The sequence below is a fragment of the Erythrobacter sp. S158 genome (assembly GCF_057364915.1).
Window position 1 is genome coordinate 1,585,908 of sequence record NZ_CP200279.1, and the last position, 23,593, is coordinate 1,609,500.

Here is a 23,593-nt window from a genome sequence, read left to right on the forward strand (position 1 = left end):
GCGTTTTGGCGAATTTGACCAAAAAGTCGTTCAAACCTTCACGACACCGTGTTCGATCAGGCTCTTAGCGCAATCGATCACGCTTTCCTCTGCAGGGCGCGTCTCCCATCCGAGCCGCTCCTTCGCATGGCTAGTATCGCAATGGCGGCTCTTCCCAAGCTCGCTCTTGATCGAGCGGATGCCTTCGTTGAACAGGCTGAGAATGTGCACGAGGAAGTTGGGCATGACCTTGGTCGGCACCTTCTTCGTGTGCTCAGGTGGCAGACCGTCCTTGAGCATCTTCGCCACGTCGATGAACTTGTAGAAGTCGCCGGCTGCGAGAAAACGCTCTCCCGCAAGTCCTGGCTCTTCGAGGCATTTGACATGCAGTTCGGCGGTGTCGCGCGTGTCGACGATTGCAAAGCCAAGGTCGGGTGCCATCGGCACATCGCCTGCGAGAAATTGGCGCACAGCCTCCACCGATGGTGAGAAATCGGGATCGTCGACAGGGCCAAGCACCATGGACGGATTGACCGAGACGAATTCCATGTCGCCACCGTGCTCGGCCACCCAATCGCGCGCGGTGCGCTCTGCAATGGTCTTGGACTTGATGTACGGATAAACATCCGGGTGAGTGATGTCGGTCCAGTCGCTCTCATCGACCGTGTAGACCTTGTCGCTGCGACCATATGCGACCGCTGCCATTGAGCTGGTCTGGACAAACCGCGTGACCCCCGCCTCCTTCGCAAATCGCAGCGCGCGCAGCGTACCTTCGCGGGCGGGGACAATCATCTCGTTCTCGTCCTTCGGGGTCGATGCTGCGATGGGAGACGCGACGTGCGCGACATGCGTGCACCCGGCAACCGCCTCTGCCCAGCCATCGTCGGACATAAGCTCTGCCTCGAAAACCTTGACCTTGTCTTCGCCTGGATTGCCGAGGCGATTGCGCAGCAGCGCCTCGCTGTTCGCCTTGATGCGGACGGTGGTGTGAACGGTCCAGTCGCGCGCCAGCAACTGGCGGATCAATTCGCCTGCGATGTAGCCGGTTCCCCCGGTTACGAGTACGGTCTTGCTCATGGCGAATGCTCTCCCTTTGTGGTGTTTTGAAGGAGGCTACTCACTTGCGTTTCGACCTGCAACTTTGTGAGCCGACATGACGCATTACGACATCTGCGTGATCGGCGCCGGGATTGCCGGGCTGTCGCTTGCTGCAAGGCTTGCCAGGCGCGCCAACGTCCTGGTGGTCGAGGCAGAAAGCGCGCCCGGCTATCACGCATCCGGCCGCAGCGTCGCCTTTGCCCATTTCGGCCTTGGCGAGCGGGTGGTGCGCACTTTGACAGCGCTCAGCCTCAAAGAATTGGCAGCGGATCCGACCGATGACCGAGCGCGCCCGGCCGAGGTGCACAGCGCTCTGCACATAGCCAGCAGGGATGAATTGCCCGCGCTCGACGCCTTGGAGAAAGTGCACCGGGACTTTGGCTGCGACTTCGAGCGGCTTTCAGGTGAAGAAGCCGCCGAGATCGCGCCCGCATTGAGGATTGGACCGGAACACTGCCACTCGGCCATCCTCGACCATGGCTCGCTAAAACTGGACGCCGACGCGATGCTGCAGGGCCATGTCCGAGATATCAGGGCGCATGGTGGTCGCCTCGAATTCTCCAGCGCCGTGCGTAAGATCGCGCGCGCGGGCGAAGACTGGGTGATTGATACTGAGGGCGACAGCTTCAGCGCACCAATCCTGATTAACGCAGCTGGTGCATGGGCAGACGCCGTCGCCGGGATGATAGGGGCCCGACCCATCGGCATCGAACCACGCAGGCGAACGGTCATATCCTTCTCAGGTCCTGAGGGCTCGGACGTTTCGCACTGGCCGTTCGTTAAGACCGTAGGTGCCGGTTTCTACATGCTGCCCGAAGGCGCAGGGCAATTGCTGGCCTCCCCGATGGACGAAGGCGCGAGCGAACCATGCGATGCCGCTCCTGAGGAGTTCGACATCGCGACCATCGCCCATCGCATCGAGGAGGCGACCCGCTTGAAGGTGGCCCGGATCACTCATTCTTGGGCTGGCCTGCGCAGCTTCGCCCGCGACGAATTGCCCGTGGTGGGCTTTGCAAGGGACGCGCCCGGCTTTTTCTGGTGCGCAGGCCAAGGGGGCGCAGGCTTCCAGACCTCGCCCGCGCTTTCACGCATCGGCGAGGTTCTGGTGCGAGGCGAGGAGTGGCCTGGGGAGCTGGCAGCGCAAGGGCTTACCCCTGCGCTGTTCTCCCCTGCCCGGCTCAGCGCCTGACATTACCTCAGGAGAACGAGCTCTTCCGCAACGGTCGGGTGGATCGCCGTCGTCGCGTCGAAATCCGCCTTGGTCATCCCGGCTTTCACTGCAACCGCAGCCGCCTGCATGATCTCGGGCGAGTCCGGGCCAATCATGTGGATGCCCAGGATCTTCCCATTTGCATCGTCGCAGATCATCTTGATGAGACTACGCTCATTACGGTTGGCGACCACGTTTTTCATTGGGCGGAAGTCGGAGGTGTAAACCGCGACCTTGCCGTATTGATCCTTGGCCTCGCGTTCGTTCAGACCGACCGAGCAGATCGGCGGATGGCTGAAGACCGCGCTCGGAATGCAGGAATGATCGACGCTGTATGGCTCGCCCGGGCCGAACACGCTGTCGGCAAAGGCCTGACCCTCGCGGATTGCCACAGGGGTCAGTTGCACCCGGTCGGTCACGTCACCCACGGCGTAGATGTAGTCGACATTGGTCTTAGAAAACTCATCGACCTTGATTTCACCCTTGTCGCCCAGCTCGACGCCGACATTTTCAAGACCGAGACCTTTGGTGTTCGGCACGCGGCCCGTCGCAACCATGACGAGATCAAACTCGCGCTCTTCGTGATTGGTCATCTTGACCGCGAAGGTGCCGTCCTCGTTTTTCTTCACGTATTCGAATTCTGCGTGGAAGCAGAATTCGATCCCCTTGGTCATCGAGATTTGCATCAGACGGTCGCGGAGGGCGAAGTCATATTGGCGAAGGATAACATCGGATCGGTTCGCAACGACCACCTTGCATCCAAACTCGTTGAAGATACCGGCAAATTCATTGGCTATATAGCCGCCGCCTGCGATCAATATACGCGGTGGGATCTCGTCTAAATGAAATGCCTCGTTCGAGGTGATGCAATGCTCGCTGCCCTCAAACTCGGGAACATGCGGCCACGCGCCAGTCGCGATCAGGATATGCTTGGCGGTGACGACCTTGCCACTGGAAAGCGTGATCTCATGGTCGCCGGTAATTTCAGCGCGCTCATGAAAGATGGTGACGTCGTGCTTGTCGAGCGTATCGGTGTAGACGCTTTCAATGCGCGATACGTCCTTCATCACGTGGTCGCGTAGCTTGATCCAGTCGAAGCTCTTGCCCTCGATGGTCCAGCCGAAATGAGTCGCGTCCTCGAGGTCCTCGGCGAACTGTGCGCCATAGACCAGCATCTTCTTGGGGACGCATCCGCGAATGACGCAGGTACCGCCGACGCGGTGCTCTTCTGCAGCCGCTACGCGGGCGCCATGAGCCGCAGCAACACGGCTGGCACGGGTGCCGCCTGAACCGATGCCGATTGTAAAAAGGTCGAAGTCGTAATCCTGGTCAGCCATGCTCGCTCCTATCGCATAACGGGTGCCTATGACTGCGTTCGATCAAGGCTGCAACCGCGTTACTCGCGAATGGACGCGTACTGCTTTGTAGCGAGAAAGCTCAGCTTTCGAGAAAGCGCCCGTAGTCGCGCAGGAGCTCGAAAGCCTTCATGTTCTCAAGAGTGATCCGGCTTTCATCGGCGATACCGGTCAGGCGATAAATGAGCCTCAGGATCGCCTTTTGCTGCGTTTCTGATACGTCGACGAGACTGATCAGCATGTCGGGATTGTCGTGCTCAAGCTCGTCGAACAGCATTGCGACATTCATCGGATCGAAGCCGAAGCCCAGGAAACCAAGCCGCTTGCCACGAGACATTTCGGCGCGCAGGTATGACTGGAACTGGCGCGAAGACCCTCGTTGGCTTGCAGTGAAGATCCGCTTCGAAAGGCCGACAATGTTCTCGGGCCGCTCAATGCCCCATCCCACGCTCTTGTCCTCATCGCCTTGCCAAGGCAGGCGCCCTGCGACGCCGTAGGGGTGAACAATGCGGAGCCGGCCTGCGACAAGCTCGCAGGCCTCCTCGTAAGTCATTCCGAAGGCGCGCTGCACCACCCATGGCAGGTAATGTTCGATCGCTCGGTCGTAATTGAAGCAGACGATCGAGAGCTTCTCAAAGCACTCCTCCGCTTTCGCGCGAGGGACGCCCTTCACGATTAACTGCCCAAGCTGGAACAGCCAGTTCTCGGTTCCTCGAAGCGGCAGTTCGTCGGCAGCGCGCGGTGCAGCGGCAAGCGTCGACTTCGATTCCGCCTGCAAGGTGTAATAGACGATCGCGAGCTTTCCCGCGGCCAGAACCGCAGGGTCATGGCCATATTGCTCCAGGATCGCATCAATCGATGTCGAGACAAGCGTCGCTTCGCGAATTGCGGTCGCGCCTGCGACCAGTTCGTCATAGCTCAGTCCGATCTCATTCGAGACCTGTTCGAAAAGGTTGGCGAGACTGATGAGGTCGCGGGACTTCACCTCCGATTCGAGCCGCTCGAACTCGTAACCCGCAGCGATCTTCGCGAGGAGGTCAGGCCCATCGGGCATCTCGATCTCGCGATTCGCTCCGGCGCCGATGATCAAGGTGGTATCGGTACGGATCATTGCGCGCGCGGTTTCCTATCTAGCGGTGAGCCGCCAGTTAGGAGCCGCATGCTTAATTTTCGCTTAGGTTAGCAGGCGTGTTGTCGATTTTTCGCGAATATCGACAGGCTTAGACATTTGCAGAACGCGCATGTCCGCCGCCACCGCCCGGTGAACCGCCCTTACCGCGACGACCACGACGACCCGGGCCACCGCTGCGACGCGAATTGCCCTTGGGATTGCCTCCGCCCGGGCGACCTGAAGGCCGACCTTTGCGCGATGGGTGCTTGCCGCCTGGCTTCTTGGGCTTGGAAGAACCGTCATCCGCAGGCTTTCCTGCCGATGCGCCAGCGGGCTTCGGCTTGATCTTCTTTGCTGAAACACGTGTCGCGCCGCGAGGAGCAGGCTTGGTCGGGCCAACCCCTTCGACCACGGCACGGAAGTTTTCCGGCAGGCTCAGACGATCGAGTTCTGCACCAGTTGTCTTGCGAATATCCTTGAGATACGCGCGCTCGTCTTCGGCGCAGAACGCGATCGCGACCCCGTCCTTACCTGCACGCGCGGTGCGACCGATGCGGTGGACGTATTGTTCCGGCACGTTGGGCAGCTCGTAATTGAGAACGTGACTAACGCCAGGAATGTCGATCCCGCGCGCCGCAACATCGGTCGCGACGAGGATCATCGTCTTGCCCCGGCGAAACTCGTCCAGAGCGCGTTGGCGCTGAGGCTGAGACTTGTTGCCGTGAATCGCGTTGGCCGGGATACCGGCGCGGCTCAGCTTCTTCACGACGCGGTCGGCGCCGTGCTTGGTGCGGGTGAAGATCAGAATACGCTCAAACTCGCCAGGCACCTTGTGACGGCCCGACAGGATCAGTTCGAGCAGCGATTGCTTCTCGTCCTGTTGTACCATGAAAAGGTACTGGTCGATCCGTTCAGCGGTCGTGCTTTCGGGCGTGACGGAGACCTGCACCGGGTTGTTGCAATAGCCGCTGACGAGTTCCTTGATCGCCTTGGGCATGGTCGCGCTGAAGAACAGCGTCTGCCGTTCTTTGGGCACCAGCTGGCTGATGCGGCGCAGCGCATGGACGAAGCCCAGGTCGAGCATCTGGTCAGCCTCGTCGAGAACGAGCACTTCGACCGAGCCGAGGTTAAACGCCTTCTGGTCGATCAGATCGAGCAAACGACCCGGCGTCGCGATCAGGATATCGGTGCCGCGGTGCAGCTTGTTGCGATCTTTGTTGACGCTGGTCCCGCCGACAATCGACTGAACCTTGAGACCGGCAAGCGCGCCATAATCCTTGGCGCTTGCGGCGATCTGCGAGACGAGTTCGCGTGTGGGCGCAAGCACCAGCATGCGGCACGACTTGAACGGGATGCGGTTATCGGCTTCGCGCAGACGGTCAATGCTCGGAAGCATGAAAGCGGCCGTCTTGCCGGTGCCGGTCTGCGCGATGCCGAGCAGGTCGCGCCCTTCGAGAACAGGCGGAATGGCCTGCTCCTGAATGGGAGTGGGAGTGGAATAGCCCTTGAGGTCAAGAGCCTGGAGTACGGGCTGTGAAAGCCCGAGATCGGAAAACTGGGTCATTGTGACTCGCAATAATATGCGACGCGCACGCCAAACGGGCATGCGGGAGCGCGGGGTTGATAACCACCCGCGTGAATTGGGAAGCTGTAAGAAGTTTGTTCGAGGCGCTGCCGGGGCGGGTGTTTTCAGAGCCGCCGCTTCACGCTGGCACAATCGCGCCTCGTCTTGGCGCGCCAGATGGGGGCGCACCGGTCAAATGTCAAAAGAATAGTGTTTTCGGGACGCTCACTCAGCTTCGAGACGGTCCCGCACATCCATGTACGAAATGCGCGAAACGTAGCTGCCTTCGACCGGAGTGCCCGAGGCATCATGAGCCGGTTCGAACATGTGATGCGCGCTAAGCACATCGCAAAGCCTGTCGCTAACCCGGCGCATACGAAACTGTTCGGTGATCTCGCATCCCGTCACTTCGCCGGCCGCATCTACGGTGAGCTTATATGCGAGGTGCGAGCGCCACACACGCATCCGGCGCGAGGTCTTCATCAGTTCCCAGTCGCCCGTCCATTCTTTCAAACGTACGGGAGTTGCTTCACCGGTCGCTGCTGCAGCGACCTGTGCGCCGGTTTCATCGCCGTCGGTCTTCGCGAGCGCTGCAGGTGTGAGTGTAAGAGCAGCGGTTGCTGCGGACAGCGCGAGGAGACGGTTCATGAAGTGGACCTTTGGTTAAGGGGAAAGGGGTTGCGACGGCGCTGCGAAAATACGCAGAATTTATGAAAGTGCAAATATGACTCGGATGCTGCGCTGCAGCGTAATAAGTGTGCTGCGAGCAGGCATACTCGCAAATTTTCAATCCATCGCTTGATTTATAGCGTCGTGAATCGGCGTAATCGTGCCAAGGCTTTGGTCATTTGTGACGCGCGGGTGACAGGCGTGATGTAGCGGAGCCACACTCGGCGCTCCGCCTTTCAATATGTTCAGCAATAGAAGCTCCAACCTGAACAAGGCTTGAAGCCAGATCCGCGCCGACGAAACGCTATCCGCCGAGCCCTGCAGCCTGCATGAGCGACTTGGTGCTCGCATCGAATTCGCCCTCGCCGCTGTCGATTGCTTTCGCCATCGCCTTGCCGAGTTCGACCCCGAACTGGTCGAACGGATTGATGCCCATCAGCACCGCATTCGCAAAGGTTCGGTGTTCGTGAAACGCGATGAGCGCGCCCAGGGTCGCTGCATCGAGATCATCCACAAGGAACATCGCACTCGGACGGTCGCCGGGATAGTTGCGCGCGGGATCGTCCGAGGTCTTGCCAGCCATCAGCGCTGCCCCTTGCGCAAGGCAATTCATCAGCAGGCTCGAGTGATGCGCCGGGTCGAGCTCATCACCCGGAGCAATCGAGGCGATGAAATCGACGGGTACAAGGTGCGTGCCCTGATGCAGAAGCTGGAACACCGCGTGCTGCGCATCGGTCCCCACACCGCCCCATGTGATCGGTGCGGTTGGACCGTTCACAGGCTTGCCATCGGCAGTGACGCTCTTCCCGTTCGATTCCATCTCAAGCTGCTGTAGATAGTCCGGGAACAGAGCCAGCCTCTCGTCATAGGCAAAGACTGCACGCGTCTGGCATCCGCGAACGCGCGTGTAATACAGGTCGCCAAAAGCTGCGAGAAGAGGGCCATTGGCCCGGCCCTCGCTCTCACGAAAGTGCGCGTCCATGGCTTGCGCACCGGCCAGCATGGCACTGAAATCGTCCATCCCCACGGCAAGCGCGACAGGGAAGCCGATGCTCGACCACAGCGAATAGCGCCCGCCCACGCTTTCGGGGAAAGGCAGGATGCGCGTTTCATCGACACCCCATTCCACCGCCTTTTCCGGGTTCGCGGTCAGCGCGACCACACGGCCACTGGGGTCGCTCACACCATTGTCCGCGAGCCACTTGAGCGCGCTTGAGGCATTGGTCATCGTTTCGGTTGTGGTGAAAGTCTTCGATGCCACTGCAATCAAGGTCGTCGCCGGGTCGCATGCAGCGAAGGCCTGTTCAAGCGCGAGACCGTCGATATTCGAGACGACATGGACGTCGACAAGCTTGAGGTCGCGGGTCAACGCGTCGACCGCCAGATCCGGGCCAAGTGCGGATCCGCCGATGCCGATATGGATCAGGTGCTTGATCTCACCCAGCGCGCCCTGATGGATCGCTTCGACCAACATGCCCATGCGCGCGAGCAGCGCCTCGGCTTCCTCTACATCGCTCTCCCGACCGCTGCCGCGCATCGCACCGTGTGTAGCGGGCCGTCCTTCGGTCGGGTTGACGATCCCGCCATCGAACAGCGCATCGCGCGCCGCGCCGAATTGGGTTGCCTCGGCAAGCTCCTCGAATGCGTCGAGCGCCGCGTCGTTCAAATGGGTCTTCGACCAATCAAGAAGCATGCCGACCTCGCCAAGCTCGCCAAGATCAAATTTGAGCCGCTGGCTGAGCTTTGCAACGCGGTCCTCATCTGCATCGAATAAACCCGCGAGCGTTTCGGTCGGCAAGGCCGATAGTCTCTCCCAAGCGTCTGCGATACGCGATTGATCAGTCATCGAGAGGAATTCCTTCGCTAGTCGTTTGCACTCTAGGTTGCGTTTCTTCGCACACACCCCCTAGGCGGGACAGAACCTCGCGAGTAAGGGGGTCCGTAATGGATGTTAAGACCCAATCTGACGGCAGCGCCGCAATGCAGTCTCAAAGCAACTCTTCTCAAGAAGAACGCAAGGAGACACCGGCGAGTTTTGCCCTTTTCCTTTTGAAGCTTCTGCTTGCGGTACTGATGTTCCGCATCTTCGTGTTTTCACCTTTCTCGATTCCTTCCGAAAGCATGGTGCCGCGCCTGATCAACGGCGATTACCTGCTCGCCGCGAAATGGTCTTACGGCTATTCGAACAATTCGCTGCCCATGGATGTCGAGATCTTCCCGGGGCGCATTTTCGCCAGCGAGCCCGAGCGCGGCGATATTGCGATCTTCAAGCACCCTGTCGATGGCACCGACTACATCAAACGCGTCATTGCCCTACCCGGCGATTCTGTGGCGGTCGTAGACGGACAAATCCTCCTGAACGGCGAGCTCGTCCCGCGCGAACCTCTGGCCGATTTCGAGATTGAAATCTCGCCCAATACGGGCTGCGCCTGGGGCGGCGAACAACGCGTCAACGAAGAGGGCGCGGCGATTTGCAGCTACACGAGGTTCCGCGAAACCCTTCCCGGTGGCCCCAGCTACGAAGTGCTCGATTTCGGGACCACACCGGCTGACGATTTCGCGCCCAAGATCATTCCCGAAGGGCACATGTTCGTCCTAGGCGATAACCGTGACAATTCACGCGACAGCCGTTTCGAAGCGCGCGCCGGTGACGCTGTTGGCATCGTCCCTCAAGAGAACCTCGTCGGAGAAGCCAGCATCATCATGTGGTCGACCGATGGAAGCGCCGAATGGATCAAACCGTGGACCTGGTTCACATCCGCACGCTGGAGCCGGATCGGCGGTACCCTGTGAGCGCGCTTCCCCCCGAGACCCGCGACTGGCTCGGCACGATTGGCTTTGAGGTGAAGGACGGCTCGATGTGGCTCGAGGCGCTCACCCATGGCAGCTTCAATTCCACACACACCGCGACCGGTCAGCCCGAGGCCGATTATCAGCGCCTCGAATTTCTCGGCGATCGCGTGCTTGGCCTCTCTGTCGCAAGCTGGCTTTTTCGATCGAGCGATCGGAGCAAGGAAGGCCAGCTTTCGCAGCGCCTTAATGCGCTCGTGAGTGGAGCGACCTGTGCGCGCATCGCCCGGACAATCGGACTATCCGATCACATCCGGCTCGGCAAACAGGCGCGCGAGGATGGCGGTTCGGACAGCGACAACATCCTTGGCGATGTGATGGAAGCGATTATCGGCGCGAGTTTTCTCGACAACGGTTTCGATACGACGCGCGCGATTATCCTAGAGCTATGGGAGCGGGAGCTTGCGGGCGATGCCGGCAAAGCCAAGCATCCCAAGAGCGCATTGCAGGAATGGGCCGCAGGAAACCGCCGCGCCATGCCGCAATACGATGTGATCGACCGCTCAGGCCCAGATCACGCCGCGCGCTTCACCGTGCGCGTCAGCATTCACAAGGTAGGCGAAGCAGAAGGCGTCGCCACCAGCAAACACGAGGCGGAAAAACTCGCCGCCGCAGAATTCCTGGAGAAATACGGGTGAGCGACACGCAGACCCCTACCCGCTGCGGCGTCGTCGCCGTTATCGGCGCGCCCAACGCGGGCAAGTCCACATTGGTGAACCAGCTGGTCGGCCAGAAGGTCGCGATCACCAGCGCCAAAGCGCAGACGACGCGCGCACGGATGCTCGGGATCGCTTTGCACGGTCCGGTACAGATGATCCTCGTCGACACGCCGGGTATCTTCGCGCCCAAGCGCCGCCTCGACCGGGCGATGGTCAGCGCGGCTTGGGAAGGCGCGGAGAGCGCGGACGCTGTTCTGCTGATCGTCGACCCGATCAAGCAACGCCGGCACGAGCTTGAGCCTCTGCTCGAGGCGCTCGAACAACGTCCCGAACGCAAAATCCTTGTCCTCAACAAGGTCGATAAGGCGAAGAAAGAGCCGCTCCTCGAACTCGCGCAGGAAATGTCGCAGCGTATCGACTTCGAAGAGATTTTCTTCGTGTCGGCACTCAGCGGAGACGGCGTTGCCGAGATGAAAGAGGCTCTGGCAGAGCAGATGCCCGAAGGCGTGTGGATGTATCCGGAAGACCAGGTTTCCGACGCTTCGGAACGTCTGCTGGCCGCAGAAATCACGCGCGAACAGCTTTATCAGCAGCTTCACGAAGAACTGCCCTATGACAGCGCGGTCCGGCCTGAACAGTACAAGACGCGCCCCGATGGCAGCCTCGAAATCCACCAGCAAATCGTTGTCGCCCGCGAAACCCAGCGCGGCATCGTGCTCGGCAAGGGCGGACAGAAGATCAAGGCGATCGGCGAAGCGGCGCGCAAGGAACTCGCGGAGATCCTCGGCGTAAAAGTCCATCTGTTCCTGCACGTAAAGGTGCTGGAGAATTGGTCCGAGGACAAGGAAGTGTTCGAGGAAATGGGGCTCGACTGGGGGCGATGACCGCAAACCCGTTCTAGCGGTTCAGAAGCACCTTGATCATCCGTACATAAGGTACAGCGGTCTGATCCGATCCGTTCATTGTGCCCAGCGGGACCGAGCTTAGAAAATCGCAAACCAGAGCGGTGTCCTGTTGTGTCGGATTGTCGAATGATGCGGCGCCTACGCATCCGGTGACGCGTCCTGTCTCGTCGACCTCCACAAGCGCATTGACCATTCCCGAGAACTCCGTGCTCGGGAGGGCGAACGCGATGTCAGGCGTTTCCCGAATTACTCCGGCTTGATCTTTACCGGGGTCTAGATTGACCTTTGTCGACGTGACGCCATGGACAGGCGCGCCGTCTTTTGCGGTCGCCGGTTGTGCATCGACACGTTCAAGCAGGCGACACAGCTGGCGTGCGAGTATTGCCGATCCCTCGGTGCGCTGAGGCGTGCATTCAATTACGTCGCCTTCGTCATCGACGAACAGCAACATCTCCGTCGAGAATCCCAAATCGCGATGCGCTATCGGCAGTTCGTCCGTCGCTCGCAAAACGTCGACAGGGTTGATTTGCGGAAGCGCAATCGCGCCAACCGCGGCAAGGAGGCTAAAACTCATGCGGAGCGCTTCGCGCAGTAGAAATCGAGAATGAAGCGTGATTGGCCTAGGATCAGCCCCGCTCCAGTTTCTCCAGCTTCGCCTTGAGCCCTGCCTCGTCGAACGGCTTCACGATGTAGTCGTCCGCGCCAGCCTTGATGCCGGCGTGTACGTCGGCTGCCTTGTTCTTCGAGGTACAGAAGATCACCACCGGAGCCTTGGGCGTGGGGATAGCGCGCAGGTTCTTCACGAATTCCAGCCCGTCCATTTCAGGCATGTCCCAATCGGTCAGCACCACATGCGGCATCGATTTCTTGCAGCGGGCGAGTGCTTCAAGGCCATCCTGCGCTTCGACAGGGACGTAGCCGAGGCTCTTGGCGATCTTGCTCGATACCTTGCGGATGACCCGGCTGTCATCGACGATCAGGCAGACCTTTTGCACAGCGCGCTGGGCCTGTTGGGGAGCCGAGCCGTCGCGCATCGCTTTGGCCGCGCGAACAACTGCATCGATGTCGTTCGGATCTCCATTATCCTCACGAGCACCGTCCAGCGGATCGACCAGTTCCTTCACGTCTTCAGGCGTCTCAATAGGTTCGCCATCGGGAACATTGGTCCCGCGCGCTTCCTCGGCTTTCGCCTTGGCTTCTTCGCGTGCCTGCTGCTTGTGCGGGCCGGTCGTGCGTTTGATCAGATTTTGAATGGTTCTGCCTCCCGTGCGAGCGAGGCGAATGCGTCTTCGCCTTGCAGGTCGTGGGAAGCGTCTTCGTCGAACGCCCCCTGAGTGTTGCCGGCATCATCGCCGCCAACGGCTTCGCCGGGAGTCATGCAGACATGCAAGTAAGGCATCCAGATGTCGCCGTATTCGGCCTTCTGATACCATACGTCGAGTACATCGTAGCTCGCCCACATTCCGTCGGGTTCGCGCAGGCGCAGCCCTTCGCCGATCCGCGGCACCGCAGCAAAGCGGAGGCGTTCCTGAGTTTGGTGAGTTTCGTTCTGGACTTCGATTTCGATCACAGCATTGGTCCCTGGTCTAGGGACCCGTGATAGGCAGCAATGTTAAAGGATTTACCAACGCGGGCTTCAATTATGCTTTCAATGCCCGCGTCGGTTCAAATCCTTGAATTCAGCTGTCGCTTTTCGCTGCCGCCTTTTTCTTGGCTGGAGCCTTTTTCGCAGCCGTTTTCTTTGGGGCTGCCTTCTTCTTTGGCGCGGCTTTCTTGCGGCCCTTCTTCTTGGCGGGCCCCTTGGCTGCGCGGGCATCGATCAGCTCGATGGCCTTGGCGGCCTCGATATCTTCAGGCTTGATGTCCTTGGGGATCGTGGCGTTGGTGGTGCCGTCGGTCACGTAAGGGCCATAGCGGCCCGGCATGACCTTGATCTCGCCGCCGCTAGTGGGATGTTCACCCAGCGTCTTGATCGGCTCGGCCTTGGCCCGCCCTCGCCCTTTGCGCTCAGCCGCTTCGGCGAGCAGCGTCACAGCGGCGTTCATGCCGGTGTCGAAGACGTCCTGCGTGGTCTTGAGATTGGCGTACTTGCCATCGTGGCGCAGATAGGGACCATAGCGCCCGATTGCGGCCTCGATCTCCTTGCCGGTCTCGGGGTGAGCGCCGATGATGCGCGGCAAGTCAAGCAGTTTGATCGCCCATTCGAGGTCGAAGTCGTCGACATCCTTTGGGATCGAGGCGCGCTTCTTTTTCTCGTCGACTTCCATCTCGACATATGGCCCGAAGCGGCCCGACTTGCGGTGGATATCCGCCCCGGTTTCCGGGTGCTGGCCCATTACGCCGTCCTGCACCGCCTCGTCACCGTCCTCTCGCGGAGGGCCGAAACTGCGGGTAAACTTGCACTCGGGATAGTTTGCGCAGGCGATAAAGGCGCCATTGCGGCCACCGCGAAGCGCGAGCCTGCCGCCCGAGCGCCCCTCGGCATCGCAGAGCGGGCAATAGCGCGCGTCCTTACCGTCCTCGCGCGGCGGGAAGAGATAGTCGGAAAGGTATTCGTCGAGCACTTCGGTCACTTCCGAAGGCATCTTCTCCAGGACCTCGTCAGCCTTGGGCTTGAAGTCCTGCCAGAACTTGGCGAGCAGTTCCTTGTAATCTTCGCGCCCGTCGGAAACCGTGTCGAGTTCGTCCTCCATGCCCGCCGTGAAGTCGTAGGCGACATAGGTCGGGAAGAAACGTTCGAGGAATGCGGTCAGCAGACGCCCCGATTCCTCGGCGAAGAAGCGGTTCTTTTCCATGCGGACATAATTGCGGTCGCGCAGGGTCTGGATGGTCGAGGCGTAGGTCGACGGGCGGCCAATGCCGAGTTCTTCAAGGCGCTTGACCAGTGAGGCCTCGGAGAAGCGCGGCGGCGGCTGGGTGAAGTGCTGCGTTGCCTCGACGCCGGTCTTGGCAGGGACATCGCCATTCTTGAGAGCGGGCAGAATGCCGTCCTCGTCATCGTCCTGATCGTCGAGGCCTTCCTGGTAGATCGCGAAGTAGCCCGGGAAGACGACGACCTGACCGGTTGCGCGCAATTCGTGCTGCCCTGTTGCATCACGAAGCGTGACGGTCGTGCGCTCCAACTGCGCAGTCGACATCTGGCTCGCCATCGCGCGCTTCCAGATCAGTGAATAGAGCTTGGCCTCATCGCCGCTGCCTGCGCGGTCGCGGCTGAAATTAGTCGGGCGGATCGCCTCGTGCGCTTCCTGAGCGTTCTTGGCCTTCGTGCTGTAAAAGCGCGGCTTTTCGGGAAGGTAGGCGGCGTCGAACTTCTCGCCGATTGCCTCGCGGCAGGCGTTGATCGCGCCGGGGTCCATCTGCACCCCGTCGGTACGCATGTAGGTGATCGCGCCCGCTTCGTAGAGCGACTGGGCGAGCCGCATGGTGTGGCTGGCGGAAAAGCCGAGCTTGCGCGCGGCTTCCTGCTGCATGGTCGACGTGGTGAACGGAGGCGCTGGGTTGCGCTTGAGCGGCTTTTTCTCGACGTCCTCGACCGTGAAGCGCCCGCCTTCGACGGCGGCTTTCGCTTCCATCGCGATGCCTTCGGCGCCAAGCGAGAGCTTCTCCAGCTTCTCTCCCTTGTAGCGCACGAGGCGCGCATCGAATGTCGTTCCGTCTTGCTCCAGATGAGCGAGCACCGACCAGTATTCGTCAGGCTTGAAAGCCTCGATCTCGCGCTCGCGGTCGACGATTAGGCGCAGTGCCACGGATTGCACGCGGCCAGCCGACTTTGCTCCGGGCAGCTTGCGCCACAGGACGGGCGAGAGGGTGAATCCGAATAGGTAATCGAGCGCGCGGCGGCCAAGATAGGCGTCGATCAGCGGCTGATCGAGTTCGCGCGGAGACTTCATCGCCTCTGTGACGGCCGACTTGGTGATCGAGTTGAAGGTGACGCGGTCCACCTTGGTCGGCAGCGCCTTGCGCTTCTTCAAAAGTTCCTGGACGTGCCAGCTGATTGCTTCGCCTTCGCGGTCAGGGTCGGTCGCGAGCACGAGACGCGATGCGCCCTTGGCGGCATCGGCAATCTCTTTGAAGCGGCTCTGCTTGTCGCGGTACAGCTCCCAATCCATGGCGAAGTCTTCGTCCGGGCGCACGCTGCCATCCTTGGGCGGCAGGTCGCGGACGTGACCGTAGCTTGCGAGCACCTTGAAGTCGGAGCCCAGATATTTCTCGATGGTCTTCGCCTTGGCGGGCGATTCAACAATGACGAGTTGCATGAGAGAGGTCGAATTTCCTTACACGTGTACGTACGCGCGAGAGTGGGGTCGGCATTTGGGCCGCGTCAAGTAGGTTTGGATGCAAAGCGCGGCAAGCCTTCCCCGGCGATTGTCACACTTCATGTGAGGCGGACCATTCCGCCATCGCCGCGCTCGACCTCACCGCCAAGCTCCAATTCGAGCAGCGTCATGTGCACCGCCGCCGGGTCTGCGCCTGACTGACGGATCAATTCGTCGACGCCAATGGGCGCGGTTGTGAGCAAACGGGTGATCGCCTCACCCTCGTCGCCCGCTGCCAGCCCCTCGCCCCATTGCAGCTTGCTAAGTTCGGCAAAGTCGAAACGGGTCATGTCCTCTGCGACGCTGTAGGTCGAGCGCGGCGCGCCGGTGAAAGTCTGCAACAACTCGGCGACCTCTTCCGGAGACGACACCAGCACTGCCCCGTCGCGGATCAGCTGGTTGCAACCGTGGGAGCGTGTATCGAGCGGGGAGCCGGGGATCGCCATGACCTCCCTGCCTGCTTCGCCCGCTAATCGCGCGGTGATGAGCGTGCCGGATTTGGGCGCGGCCTCAACCACCAAAGTTCCCGAAGCAAGGCCCGCGATGATGCGGTTGCGGCTTGGGAAGTGGCGACCGCGTGGCTCGGTACCGGGCGGCTGTTCGGCGATGAGAAGGCCTTCTGCGGCGATCCGCTCCTGCAGGTCGGTGTGTTGCGGCGGATAGGCGATGTCGATCCCGCTCGCGATGACGCCGATGGTGCGCGGAAAGGCACCATCATGTGCCGCTCCGTCAATGCCGCGTGCGAGGCCACTGACAACGGTGAACCCTGCGTCCGCGAGAGCCTGGCTGAAGTCACGCGCTAGGCGTGTCGCCGCAGCGGACGCGTTGCGAGCGCCGACGATTGCGACGCAGGGCTGCGAGGCCAGTTCGAGCCGGCCCCTGGCAGGTCAGTATCGGCGGCGCGCTTTCCAGTTCGCCGAGTAGCTCGGGGTAGTCGGGCTGGTCGTGAAAGAGGTATTGTGCGCCCGCCTTTCGCACACTTTCGATTTCTCGGTCGATCCGTTCGGCAGCAGCGGGGCGGAAGGTCTTGTTGCCGCGAAGCTGCACGTTTGGCAGCTGGTCTAGCGCCGCTTCAGCCGACCCGAAGCGCGCCAGGACCTGACGATAGGTGACCGGCCCGACATTGGGCGAACGAAGCAGGCGGATGCGCGCGAAGGCTTCTGTCTGGCTGAGCCTCGGCTTGGACTGTTGCGGCTGCGACCCCGTGTTTTCCATCAGATGATCCGCGCCTTCATTTCTTGCCACCGATCTTGGGCTCTTCGCCCTTCATCAGCCGCCCGATGTTTTCTCGGTGGAGATAGATGATGAGACCCGCAATCGCGGCCAAGACAGGGAAAAATTCCGGATATCCGAACAAAGGCGCGGCGGCAGCCGCGGCGACCACAGCGCTCATCCCGGCGAGCGAGGAGATACGGAAGATCGCCAGCATCGAGAGCCAGATCAGCGCGTAGGCCCCGCCTATCGCCCAAGCGAGGCCGAAACTTACGCCTGCATTGGTGGCCACGCCCTTGCCGCCCTTGAACTTGAGCCAGATCGGGAAACAGTGACCGAGAACCGCGCCCCCTGCGGCGAAGGCCTTGGCCACGTCTCCCGTTTCGCCCGCCCAGATTATCCCGGCAGCAAACACTGGCGCAAAGCCCTTGAGCAGGTCGAGCAGCAGTGTGCCTGCAGCCAGCCCCTTGTTGCCAGTGCGCAGGACGTTGGTCGCGCCGATATTGCCGCTGCCGATGTTGCGCACATCGCCAAGCCCAGCCGCGCGCGTCAGCAAAAGGCCGAAGGGAATCGAGCCCGATAAGTAACCGAGCAAGGCGGCAAAAAGCGGTTCCACGTTCTTCTCCCGGCGCCACGATCCCAGCGCCCGCATGATCTATGTCGTTTGACCTTGCTCTAAAAGTAAGTAGGTCGCGTGGGCAAGCACTGCGACGCTAATGGGCGAACGGAAAACGTCATTTTGAACCCATCCTCCCCTATCCTGCTGTTCGACAGCGGCGTCGGCGGGCTGACGGTGCATGCCGCCGTGCGCAAGCTGTTACCTGATGCGCCGATCATCTACGCCGCCGATCTTGCGGGGCTGCCCTATGGCACGAAATCGGAAGCCGAGATCGCGGCGCGGGTTGCCGGATTGCTCGGGCGGATGAGCGAGCGTTACCAACCTCGCCTTGTCTGCATCGCCTGCAATACGGCCTCCACGATCGCGCTGGGCATGGTGCGCGACGTGCTCGAAGTGCCGATCGTCGGGACGGTCCCCGCGATCAAGCCGGCCTCAGCGATCACGAAGACCGGTACGATTGGCCTGCTCGGTACGCAGGCGACCGTGCGTCAGGCCTATGTCGACAATCTCGAAGCCGAGTTCGCCGCTGACAAGCGCCTGCTGCGCCACGGGGCGAGTGGCCTCGTCCGCGCAGCAGAGGCCAAGCTTCGCGGCGAGGAGGTCGACCGCAGCGCAATCCAGTCGGCGGTAGCAACCTTGCGCGCAATGGATGGCGGGCACCAGATCGACACGGTTGTGCTCGCCTGCACTCACTTCCCTCTACTAACCGAGGAACTTGGCGCAGAATTCGGTGACGGCGTCAGTTTCGTTGACGGCGCAGACGGGATCGCGCGGCGCATTACCCACCTCACGAAGGGCCAGGCTTTCGATTCGGCAGCACCAAGTTTCGCGGTCAGCACCGGCGATCTGGCACAATTCGAGAGGCTCTCTCAAACGCTTCACAACTATGGATTCGACGATCTGCGAGCGTTTTAGCGTTACTTAAAACTGCAAATCGCTCGCAAAGATCGCGGTTTTCTTGTGAGCAGGGCTTGCTACATAGGCCTCTCAGAAACATTTGCGCCATTGGGGGGTTGTATGGCCTGCAGGTGTTTGGGTTTTGGACGTCAAGAGCCCGGTCCAACGGGTCGTCCTGAAATTCTGGGGGCTGTTCACCAGTCCCTTCAAAGAGCAGAGCGACAGTGAACTACGACCAGATCTTCGATTCCGCGATCGACCGCCTTCACGAGGAAGGCCGCTACCGCGTCTTCATCGACATCATGCGCAACAAGGGTGCCTACCCAAATGCGCGGTGCTTCCACGGTCACAATGGGCCCAAGCCCATCACCGTGTGGTGTTCGAACGACTATCTGTGCATGGGCCAGCACGATGTCGTGATCGGTGCGATGGAAGATGCACTGCACGATGTCGGCGCCGGTTCCGGCGGCACGCGCAATATCGGCGGCAACACGCACCTGCATGTCGAGCTCGAAAAAGAACTCGCCGAGCTTCACGGCAAGGACGCCGCACTGCTGTTCACCAGCGGTTACGTTTCGAACGATGCGACGCTCTCGACGCTGGCGAAGCTGCTACCCGGTTGCGTCATCTTCTCCGACGAGTTGAACCACGCCAGCATGATCGCAGGCATCCGCAATTCCGGCTGCGAAAAGCGCGTGTTCCGTCACAACGATCTGCGGCACCTTGAAGAGCTGCTGGCCGCCGAAGACGCCGATACGCCCAAGGTCATCGCTTTCGAGAGCGTCTATTCGATGGACGGCGACGTCGCACCCATCCACGCGATCTGCGACCTGGCAGAGAAGTACAACGCCCTCACCTACATCGACGAAGTCCACGCGGTAGGCATGTATGGCGACCACGGTGGCGGCATTTCAGAGCGCGACAACGCGGCAGACCGGATCGACATCATCGAAGGGACCCTGGGCAAGGCATTCGGCGTGATGGGCGGCTATATCGCAGCCGACACCCGAGTGATCGACTGCATCCGCTCCTACGCGCCAGGCTTCATCTTCACGACCTCGCTTTCGCCGGTTCTTGTCGCAGGCGTGCTCGCATCGGTGAAGCATCTCAAGAACTCGAACGTCGAACGCAATGCTCAGCAGCAGGCAGCAGCAACGCTCAAGCTGAAGTTCGCCGAGGCAGGCCTACCTGTCATGGACAGCGTAACCCACATTGTCCCGCTGATGGTCGGCGATCCGGTGCGTGCCAAGAAGATCAGCGACATCCTGCTCGCCGAATACGGCGTCTACGTACAGCCGATCAACTTCCCCACCGTGCCGCGCGGCACCGAACGCCTGCGCTTCACGCCCGGCCCTCATCACACCGAAGAGATGATGAGCGAACTGACCGATGCGCTGGTGGAAATCTGGGACCGGCTCGAAATGGACCTGCGCGAAGCGGCGTAAGGGCTCTCCCGCCTTTGTGAAATCCGGCGTCACACGCTTCAAAGTCCTCTTTTTGAACGTCCTCGGCTAGCTCGCCAACGCGTCTTGAAACGTTTCGGCAGCGTAGCTGTACGCGAACCGAAACCAACAGGAGCATTGCCCATCTCGATGATTAGCCGCCGCTCGATGCGAAACCCCGTCTCTCTCGCCGCCGCCGCTGCCTTGCTTGCAAGTCCCGTTATCGGGCCCGCAAGCGCACAGGAAAGCGAAGCAGCAGCTACGCAAGAACTGAGCCCACAAGCCGCCGCGCTGAAACGGCTCGACTTCGCCTTCTTCACCGAAAGAGAAACGGACGACGCGCTGACTTCGGCTTTGACCGCGATCATCGAGCGAGAGCCCCAAAGCGGCTCTCTCCTTGCATCCGCAATCCCCGACAGTGCGAGTGACGAAGCCCGCGACGCATACAAGGCACTTGCACTAAACCAGTTTCGCCACCGGCTCGACTTTCCCGGTTACGTCAACGCCGCTCGGACGCTTGGCGAAGAGATCGATTCGCAGATCCGCTTTTTCGCCGAGGCCGAACCACCCAGCGCCGAGATCGGCTCCGATGTGATCGAGGTCGATTTTGCGAACCGCAAGTTCAGCGCGTCAATCAGCGGCCAGCCGATTACGATCGTTTTTGACACAGGAGCGCCCGGAGTTTCGGTCGACTACGACATCGCCACGCGCGAAGGCTTTGCGATCGAGACGGAAGGCGGAGGCTATTCCTACATCCCTGCATTCGACATTCGCGCGAAACAGGACGCGACCATCATCCGCGAGCTGACGATCGGTGATGCAGTGCTGCGCAACATTCCCGCCACCACCAGCCGAAACACCGCCGAGGACAAAGCAAAGCTCGAGGCGGCTGGGCTGGCAAGCGACATGATCTTCGGTCTCGACCTGTTTGCTAGGTTCTTCGCTGGGGTCGAGATTGACCAGGTGGAAGGCAAGCTGCGCCTCTACCGCGATACACCGCCAGCTGACCTGCCGGGCCGCTTCCTGATGGGGACTTCGCGCTATCCGCTGGTGCGGGCCAACATTTTTGGCATCGGGCGCAACGTGATCATCGACACCGGATCGGGAAACAACAACCTGCCGCCAGAATGGCTTGAAGGCATTTCCTGCGGATCGGTTCGCACGTTCGAGCGAAGCTGGGGCTCTTTCAGCGAACAAAGTGTGCCGGTAGCATTCGGCGGACAGACGTTCGATCTGTGGGTGACAGCGCGCGGTTTTGGAAAGGATGAGTTCTTCGAATCCAACGGGGTGCTCGGCGCAGTCAATCGCGGGCGCATGATCTTCGATCTGCAAAATGGCCGCTTTGGCTTGCTCGACTACGACCCCGCCCTCGCCAAATATGACTTCGATGCTGTGAGCGTGACGAATACATGTGAATAGCCGCGCGACCGAGCGATCATTGCCTCTCTCGCGATTTGGCTGCACACTCTCCAGCGAGGGAGAGAAAGAGATATGGCCACCACATTCGATCGGACGAAACTCGACACAGGCACGCTCGACATCCGACCGCTCACCCCGGCGATTGGGGCAGAGATTCATGGCATCGACCTAGGCGCTCCCAATGTTGCTGAACGCATTGCAGAGGTGCGCGCGGCTTTGCTCAAATATGGCGTCATATTCTTCCGTGATCAGGACCTGACGCAGGAAGCGCACATCGCCTTTGCGCGCCATTTCGGCGAACTCGAGATCCATCCGGCGACACCCAAGGACCAGGCAAACCCCGAAGTTCTGCGCATCGCTCACGGGCCCAAAAGCCGTGGGCAGGAGAACAACTGGCATTCCGACGTCACCTGGCGTGAGGAACCCTCGCTCGGCTCGATCCTGCTGGCTCGCGAAGTCCCTGAATGCGGCGGCGATACGCTGTTTGCGAACATGCACCTCGCTTACGAGCGTCTCAGCGAACAGATGCAGCGCTTTTGCGAAAGCCTCACCGCCGTTCACGATATCAGCCGCGTCTTCGCCAAACGGCTTGGAAAGGCACCAGAGGACCTGCACGAAAAGTATCCGCCCATGCGCCATCCGGTGATCCGCACCCACCCTGAAACGGGCGAGCGAGTCATCTACGTCAACACCGCCTTCACCAGCCATATCGAGGGGCTGTCGGCCAAGGAAAGCGCGTGGCTGCTCGACCATCTTTACGCGACCGCCAAGGATGTCGAGATCCAGTGCCGATTTCGCTGGCAAGCTGGCTCAGTGGCATTCTGGGACAACCGCGTGTGCCAGCACCTCGCAGTATCGGACTATTTCCCCGCGCGCCGCGTGATGGAGCGAGTGACGATTGCTGGCGACAAGCCCTTCTTCACTCCCTGAGAGCGCGCTGACGTAGCGGACTTTGCGCCAGACGCCGGCTGCGCTAGCTCTCTCGCAAACAGATTCGGGAGAGAGAAGTGGGCGGTAACGTCGATCAGACATATGATGAAGTCGTGCTCGGGCGGCGCTCGATCCGCGGGTATCTCGACAAGCCTGTTCCGCGCGAACTGATCGAGGAAGTGCTGACGATGGCGATGCGCTCGCCCTCGTCAATGAACACCCAGCCCTATCACTTCCACGTCATCAGCGGCGAACCGCTCGACCGGATCCGCAAGGGCAACACCGAGCGCATTCTGGCAGGCGAGCCCGACAGCCGCGAGTTTCGCAAGGGCCACCCCTTTCAGGGCGTCCACCGCGACCGCCAAGTCGGCTGTGCGATCCAGCTTTTCGAAGCGATGGGCATTGGCCGCGATGACAAGGAAAAGCGCCAGGACTGGGTCCTGCGCGGCTTTCGCCAGTTCGATGCGCCCGTGTGCGTGATCGTTACCTATGACAAGGAACTCTCCGACGCCGACGACACCGTGTTCGATTGCGGAGCGGTCACTACCGCGCTCGTCAACGCCGCGTGGTCGCGCGGGCTTGGCTGCGTGATCAACTCGCAAGGCATCATGCAGTCGCCGGTCGTGCGCGAACACGCGAACATACCTGACGATCAGGTGATCATGAAAGCTATCGCGATGGGCTGGCCAGATGAGGATTTCCCGGCAAACCCGGTCAAGATCACGCGGCGCAGCGTGGACGAAGCGGCACGGTTTGTGGGCTTCGACTAAACGCTATTCGCTGCCACTTGTGCGCTCGAGCCGCATTTCGAGGAATTTCGCCGGCGGTGCTTCTCCGAAGGCCATGAAGCCTTCTTCGGACCAGACGCCGTCGTCATAGGCAGCGATGTATGAAATCTTCACCGGACCGGTTTCGAAGCCCCATTCAAAGCCGTTGTCGGTCTTCTTGAACCAGGGCTGTGTTGCGCGACCTCGGGCGCTGGCGATCATGCCGTACTCGTCATTTTCGGCATCGTAGACGATCATGGCGGCTGCGTTGAACTTCAACTCGCCCGCTTCATCGAAGCCGCGCCCCTCAATCACGCGGACAGTGCCGCCAGCGATCGGGCCGATATTTTCTGTCTGCCTGTAGGTGACCGGACCCTCGGGCGTTTGGGTGGTGACGGTGCCTTCCCATGTCCCATCCATCCATGACAGCGCTTCCATCGCTTCCCGCTGTTCGGCGATCATGGCGCCTTCGTCAGGCATCTGGGCCGAAAGCGGGGTCGCAATTGCGAGCGATGCTGCGGCGAGAAGATAGCTGGGTTTCATCTCATACTCCTTCTGATCTCGTAGAGGCTATCCTGGGACACGCCTCGT

General features: G+C 60.7%; 21 protein-coding genes and 1 pseudogene. 9 read left to right on the plus strand and 13 right to left on the minus strand.

Annotated elements, in window-relative coordinates; all coding sequences use genetic code 11:
- Positions 1-30 precede the first annotated feature (30 nt).
- Positions 31-1,056 carry an NAD-dependent epimerase/dehydratase family protein gene (locus tag AC0V6T_RS07870; RefSeq protein WP_486125799.1) on the minus strand — a complete coding sequence of 342 codons (1,026 nt, stop codon included), beginning with the start codon at positions 1,054-1,056 and terminating at the stop codon, positions 31-33.
- A gap of 76 nt (positions 1,057-1,132) precedes the next feature.
- Between AC0V6T_RS07870 and AC0V6T_RS07875 the strand changes: the two genes are divergently transcribed.
- Positions 1,133-2,266: an NAD(P)/FAD-dependent oxidoreductase gene (locus AC0V6T_RS07875; protein ID WP_486125801.1), complete on the plus strand. Its 1,134-nt coding sequence runs from the start codon at positions 1,133-1,135 to the stop codon at positions 2,264-2,266.
- 2 nt (positions 2,267-2,268) lie between these two features.
- Here AC0V6T_RS07875 and gorA read toward each other — a convergent pair whose 3' ends face one another.
- From gorA to pgi, 5 genes are all read right to left on the minus strand, one after another.
- Positions 2,269-3,624 carry a glutathione-disulfide reductase gene (gorA, locus tag AC0V6T_RS07880; protein ID WP_486125803.1) on the minus strand — a complete coding sequence of 452 codons (1,356 nt, stop codon included), beginning with the start codon at positions 3,622-3,624 and terminating at the stop codon, positions 2,269-2,271.
- A 100-nt stretch (positions 3,625-3,724) separates the two neighbouring features.
- Positions 3,725-4,753, minus strand: coding sequence for an SIR2 family protein (locus tag AC0V6T_RS07885; protein WP_486125805.1), 1,029 nt, complete (start codon positions 4,751-4,753; stop codon positions 3,725-3,727).
- Positions 4,754-4,862: 109 nt separating this feature from the next.
- The gene (locus AC0V6T_RS07890) at positions 4,863-6,317 is read right to left on the minus strand and encodes a DEAD/DEAH box helicase (protein ID WP_486125807.1); all 1,455 of its coding nucleotides are present in this window, start codon (positions 6,315-6,317) and stop codon (positions 4,863-4,865) included.
- 225 nt (positions 6,318-6,542) lie between these two features.
- A complete protein-coding gene (locus tag AC0V6T_RS07895; protein ID WP_486125809.1) occupies positions 6,543-6,965 on the minus strand; it encodes a hypothetical protein in 423 nt (140 codons plus the stop codon).
- A gap of 325 nt (positions 6,966-7,290) precedes the next feature.
- Positions 7,291-8,832: a glucose-6-phosphate isomerase gene (gene pgi / locus AC0V6T_RS07900; RefSeq protein WP_486125811.1), complete on the minus strand. Its 1,542-nt coding sequence runs from the start codon at positions 8,830-8,832 to the stop codon at positions 7,291-7,293.
- Between the two features lie 98 nt (positions 8,833-8,930).
- Between pgi and lepB the strand changes: the two genes are divergently transcribed.
- Genes lepB through era form a run of 3 tightly spaced genes read left to right on the plus strand, consistent with a single transcriptional unit; the run spans position 8,931 to position 11,379 of the window.
- Positions 8,931-9,779, plus strand: coding sequence for a signal peptidase I (gene lepB / locus AC0V6T_RS07905; protein ID WP_486125813.1), 849 nt, complete (start codon positions 8,931-8,933; stop codon positions 9,777-9,779).
- Positions 9,716-10,474 (plus strand): ribonuclease III, encoded by a 759-nt coding sequence (rnc, locus tag AC0V6T_RS07910; protein ID WP_486125815.1) that lies wholly within the window; start codon positions 9,716-9,718, stop codon positions 10,472-10,474. Before lepB ends, rnc begins: the two co-directional genes overlap by 64 nt.
- On the plus strand, positions 10,471-11,379 hold the full coding sequence (era, locus tag AC0V6T_RS07915; protein WP_486125817.1) for a GTPase Era: 909 nt from the start codon (positions 10,471-10,473) through the stop codon (positions 11,377-11,379). The genes rnc and era overlap by 4 nt, the downstream gene beginning before the upstream one ends.
- Before the next feature lie 13 nt (positions 11,380-11,392).
- On the opposite strand, the gene AC0V6T_RS07920 is transcribed toward era, so the two are convergent.
- The 6 genes and pseudogenes from AC0V6T_RS07920 to plsY form a co-directional block, all read right to left on the minus strand.
- Positions 11,393-11,974 carry a hypothetical protein gene (locus AC0V6T_RS07920; RefSeq protein WP_486125819.1) on the minus strand — a complete coding sequence of 194 codons (582 nt, stop codon included), beginning with the start codon at positions 11,972-11,974 and terminating at the stop codon, positions 11,393-11,395.
- Positions 11,975-12,026: 52 nt separating this feature from the next.
- Positions 12,027-12,524 carry a response regulator gene (locus tag AC0V6T_RS07925; RefSeq protein WP_486125821.1) on the minus strand — a complete coding sequence of 166 codons (498 nt, stop codon included), beginning with the start codon at positions 12,522-12,524 and terminating at the stop codon, positions 12,027-12,029.
- A gap of 116 nt (positions 12,525-12,640) precedes the next feature.
- Positions 12,641-12,970 carry a hypothetical protein gene (locus tag AC0V6T_RS07930; protein WP_486125823.1) on the minus strand — a complete coding sequence of 110 codons (330 nt, stop codon included), beginning with the start codon at positions 12,968-12,970 and terminating at the stop codon, positions 12,641-12,643.
- 109 nt (positions 12,971-13,079) lie between these two features.
- On the minus strand, positions 13,080-15,656 hold the full coding sequence (gene topA, locus AC0V6T_RS07935) for a type I DNA topoisomerase (protein WP_486125825.1): 2,577 nt from the start codon (positions 15,654-15,656) through the stop codon (positions 13,080-13,082).
- A gap of 119 nt (positions 15,657-15,775) precedes the next feature.
- Positions 15,776-16,931, minus strand: a pseudogene (gene dprA, locus AC0V6T_RS07940) (DNA-processing protein DprA).
- Between the two features lie 16 nt (positions 16,932-16,947).
- Entirely contained in the window at positions 16,948-17,580 is a 633-nt protein-coding gene (plsY, locus tag AC0V6T_RS07945; RefSeq protein WP_486125827.1) for a glycerol-3-phosphate 1-O-acyltransferase PlsY, read from the minus strand.
- Between the two features lie 87 nt (positions 17,581-17,667).
- On the opposite strand from plsY, the gene murI reads away from it, so the two are divergent.
- From murI to AC0V6T_RS07970, 5 genes are all read left to right on the plus strand, one after another.
- Positions 17,668-18,462, plus strand: coding sequence for a glutamate racemase (gene murI / locus AC0V6T_RS07950; RefSeq protein WP_486125829.1), 795 nt, complete (start codon positions 17,668-17,670; stop codon positions 18,460-18,462).
- A gap of 206 nt (positions 18,463-18,668) precedes the next feature.
- Positions 18,669-19,889 carry a 5-aminolevulinate synthase gene (hemA, locus tag AC0V6T_RS07955; RefSeq protein WP_007163925.1) on the plus strand — a complete coding sequence of 407 codons (1,221 nt, stop codon included), beginning with the start codon at positions 18,669-18,671 and terminating at the stop codon, positions 19,887-19,889.
- Positions 19,890-20,054: 165 nt separating this feature from the next.
- A complete protein-coding gene (locus AC0V6T_RS07960; protein ID WP_486125831.1) occupies positions 20,055-21,305 on the plus strand; it encodes a retropepsin-like aspartic protease in 1,251 nt (416 codons plus the stop codon).
- A gap of 72 nt (positions 21,306-21,377) precedes the next feature.
- Positions 21,378-22,235 (plus strand): TauD/TfdA dioxygenase family protein, encoded by an 858-nt coding sequence (locus tag AC0V6T_RS07965; protein WP_007163923.1) that lies wholly within the window; start codon positions 21,378-21,380, stop codon positions 22,233-22,235.
- 77 nt (positions 22,236-22,312) lie between these two features.
- Complete coding sequence (locus tag AC0V6T_RS07970; protein WP_486125833.1) at positions 22,313-23,005, plus strand: nitroreductase; 693 nt, start codon at positions 22,313-22,315, stop codon at positions 23,003-23,005.
- 3 nt (positions 23,006-23,008) lie between these two features.
- Here the strand turns inward: AC0V6T_RS07970 and AC0V6T_RS07975 are convergent, their stop codons facing one another.
- A complete protein-coding gene (locus AC0V6T_RS07975; protein WP_486125835.1) occupies positions 23,009-23,545 on the minus strand; it encodes a hypothetical protein in 537 nt (178 codons plus the stop codon).
- Positions 23,546-23,593: the final 48 nt, after the last annotated feature.

Excerpts from the sequence above, each read along its gene's own strand:
- AC0V6T_RS07870 (WP_486125799.1), bottom strand. The coding sequence starts at position 1,056 with ATGAGCAAGACCGTACTCGTAACCGGGGGAACCGGCTACATCGCAGGC.
- AC0V6T_RS07875 (WP_486125801.1), top strand. The coding sequence starts at position 1,133 with ATGACGCATTACGACATCTGCGTGATCGGCGCCGGGATTGCCGGGCTG.
- gorA (WP_486125803.1), bottom strand. The coding sequence starts at position 3,624 with ATGGCTGACCAGGATTACGACTTCGACCTTTTTACAATCGGCATCGGT.
- AC0V6T_RS07885 (WP_486125805.1), bottom strand. The coding sequence starts at position 4,753 with ATGATCCGTACCGATACCACCTTGATCATCGGCGCCGGAGCGAATCGC.
- AC0V6T_RS07890 (WP_486125807.1), bottom strand. The coding sequence starts at position 6,317 with ATGACCCAGTTTTCCGATCTCGGGCTTTCACAGCCCGTACTCCAGGCT.
- AC0V6T_RS07895 (WP_486125809.1), bottom strand. The coding sequence starts at position 6,965 with ATGAACCGTCTCCTCGCGCTGTCCGCAGCAACCGCTGCTCTTACACTC.
- pgi (WP_486125811.1), bottom strand. The coding sequence starts at position 8,832 with ATGACTGATCAATCGCGTATCGCAGACGCTTGGGAGAGACTATCGGCC.
- lepB (WP_486125813.1), top strand. The coding sequence starts at position 8,931 with ATGGATGTTAAGACCCAATCTGACGGCAGCGCCGCAATGCAGTCTCAA.
- rnc (WP_486125815.1), top strand. The coding sequence starts at position 9,716 with ATGGATCAAACCGTGGACCTGGTTCACATCCGCACGCTGGAGCCGGAT.
- AC0V6T_RS07920 (WP_486125819.1), bottom strand. The coding sequence starts at position 11,974 with ATGAGTTTTAGCCTCCTTGCCGCGGTTGGCGCGATTGCGCTTCCGCAA.
- topA (WP_486125825.1), bottom strand. The coding sequence starts at position 15,656 with ATGCAACTCGTCATTGTTGAATCGCCCGCCAAGGCGAAGACCATCGAG.
- plsY (WP_486125827.1), bottom strand. The coding sequence starts at position 17,580 with ATGCGGGCGCTGGGATCGTGGCGCCGGGAGAAGAACGTGGAACCGCTT.
- AC0V6T_RS07960 (WP_486125831.1), top strand. The coding sequence starts at position 20,055 with ATGCGAAACCCCGTCTCTCTCGCCGCCGCCGCTGCCTTGCTTGCAAGT.
- AC0V6T_RS07965 (WP_007163923.1), top strand. The coding sequence starts at position 21,378 with ATGGCCACCACATTCGATCGGACGAAACTCGACACAGGCACGCTCGAC.
- AC0V6T_RS07975 (WP_486125835.1), bottom strand. The coding sequence starts at position 23,545 with ATGAAACCCAGCTATCTTCTCGCCGCAGCATCGCTCGCAATTGCGACC.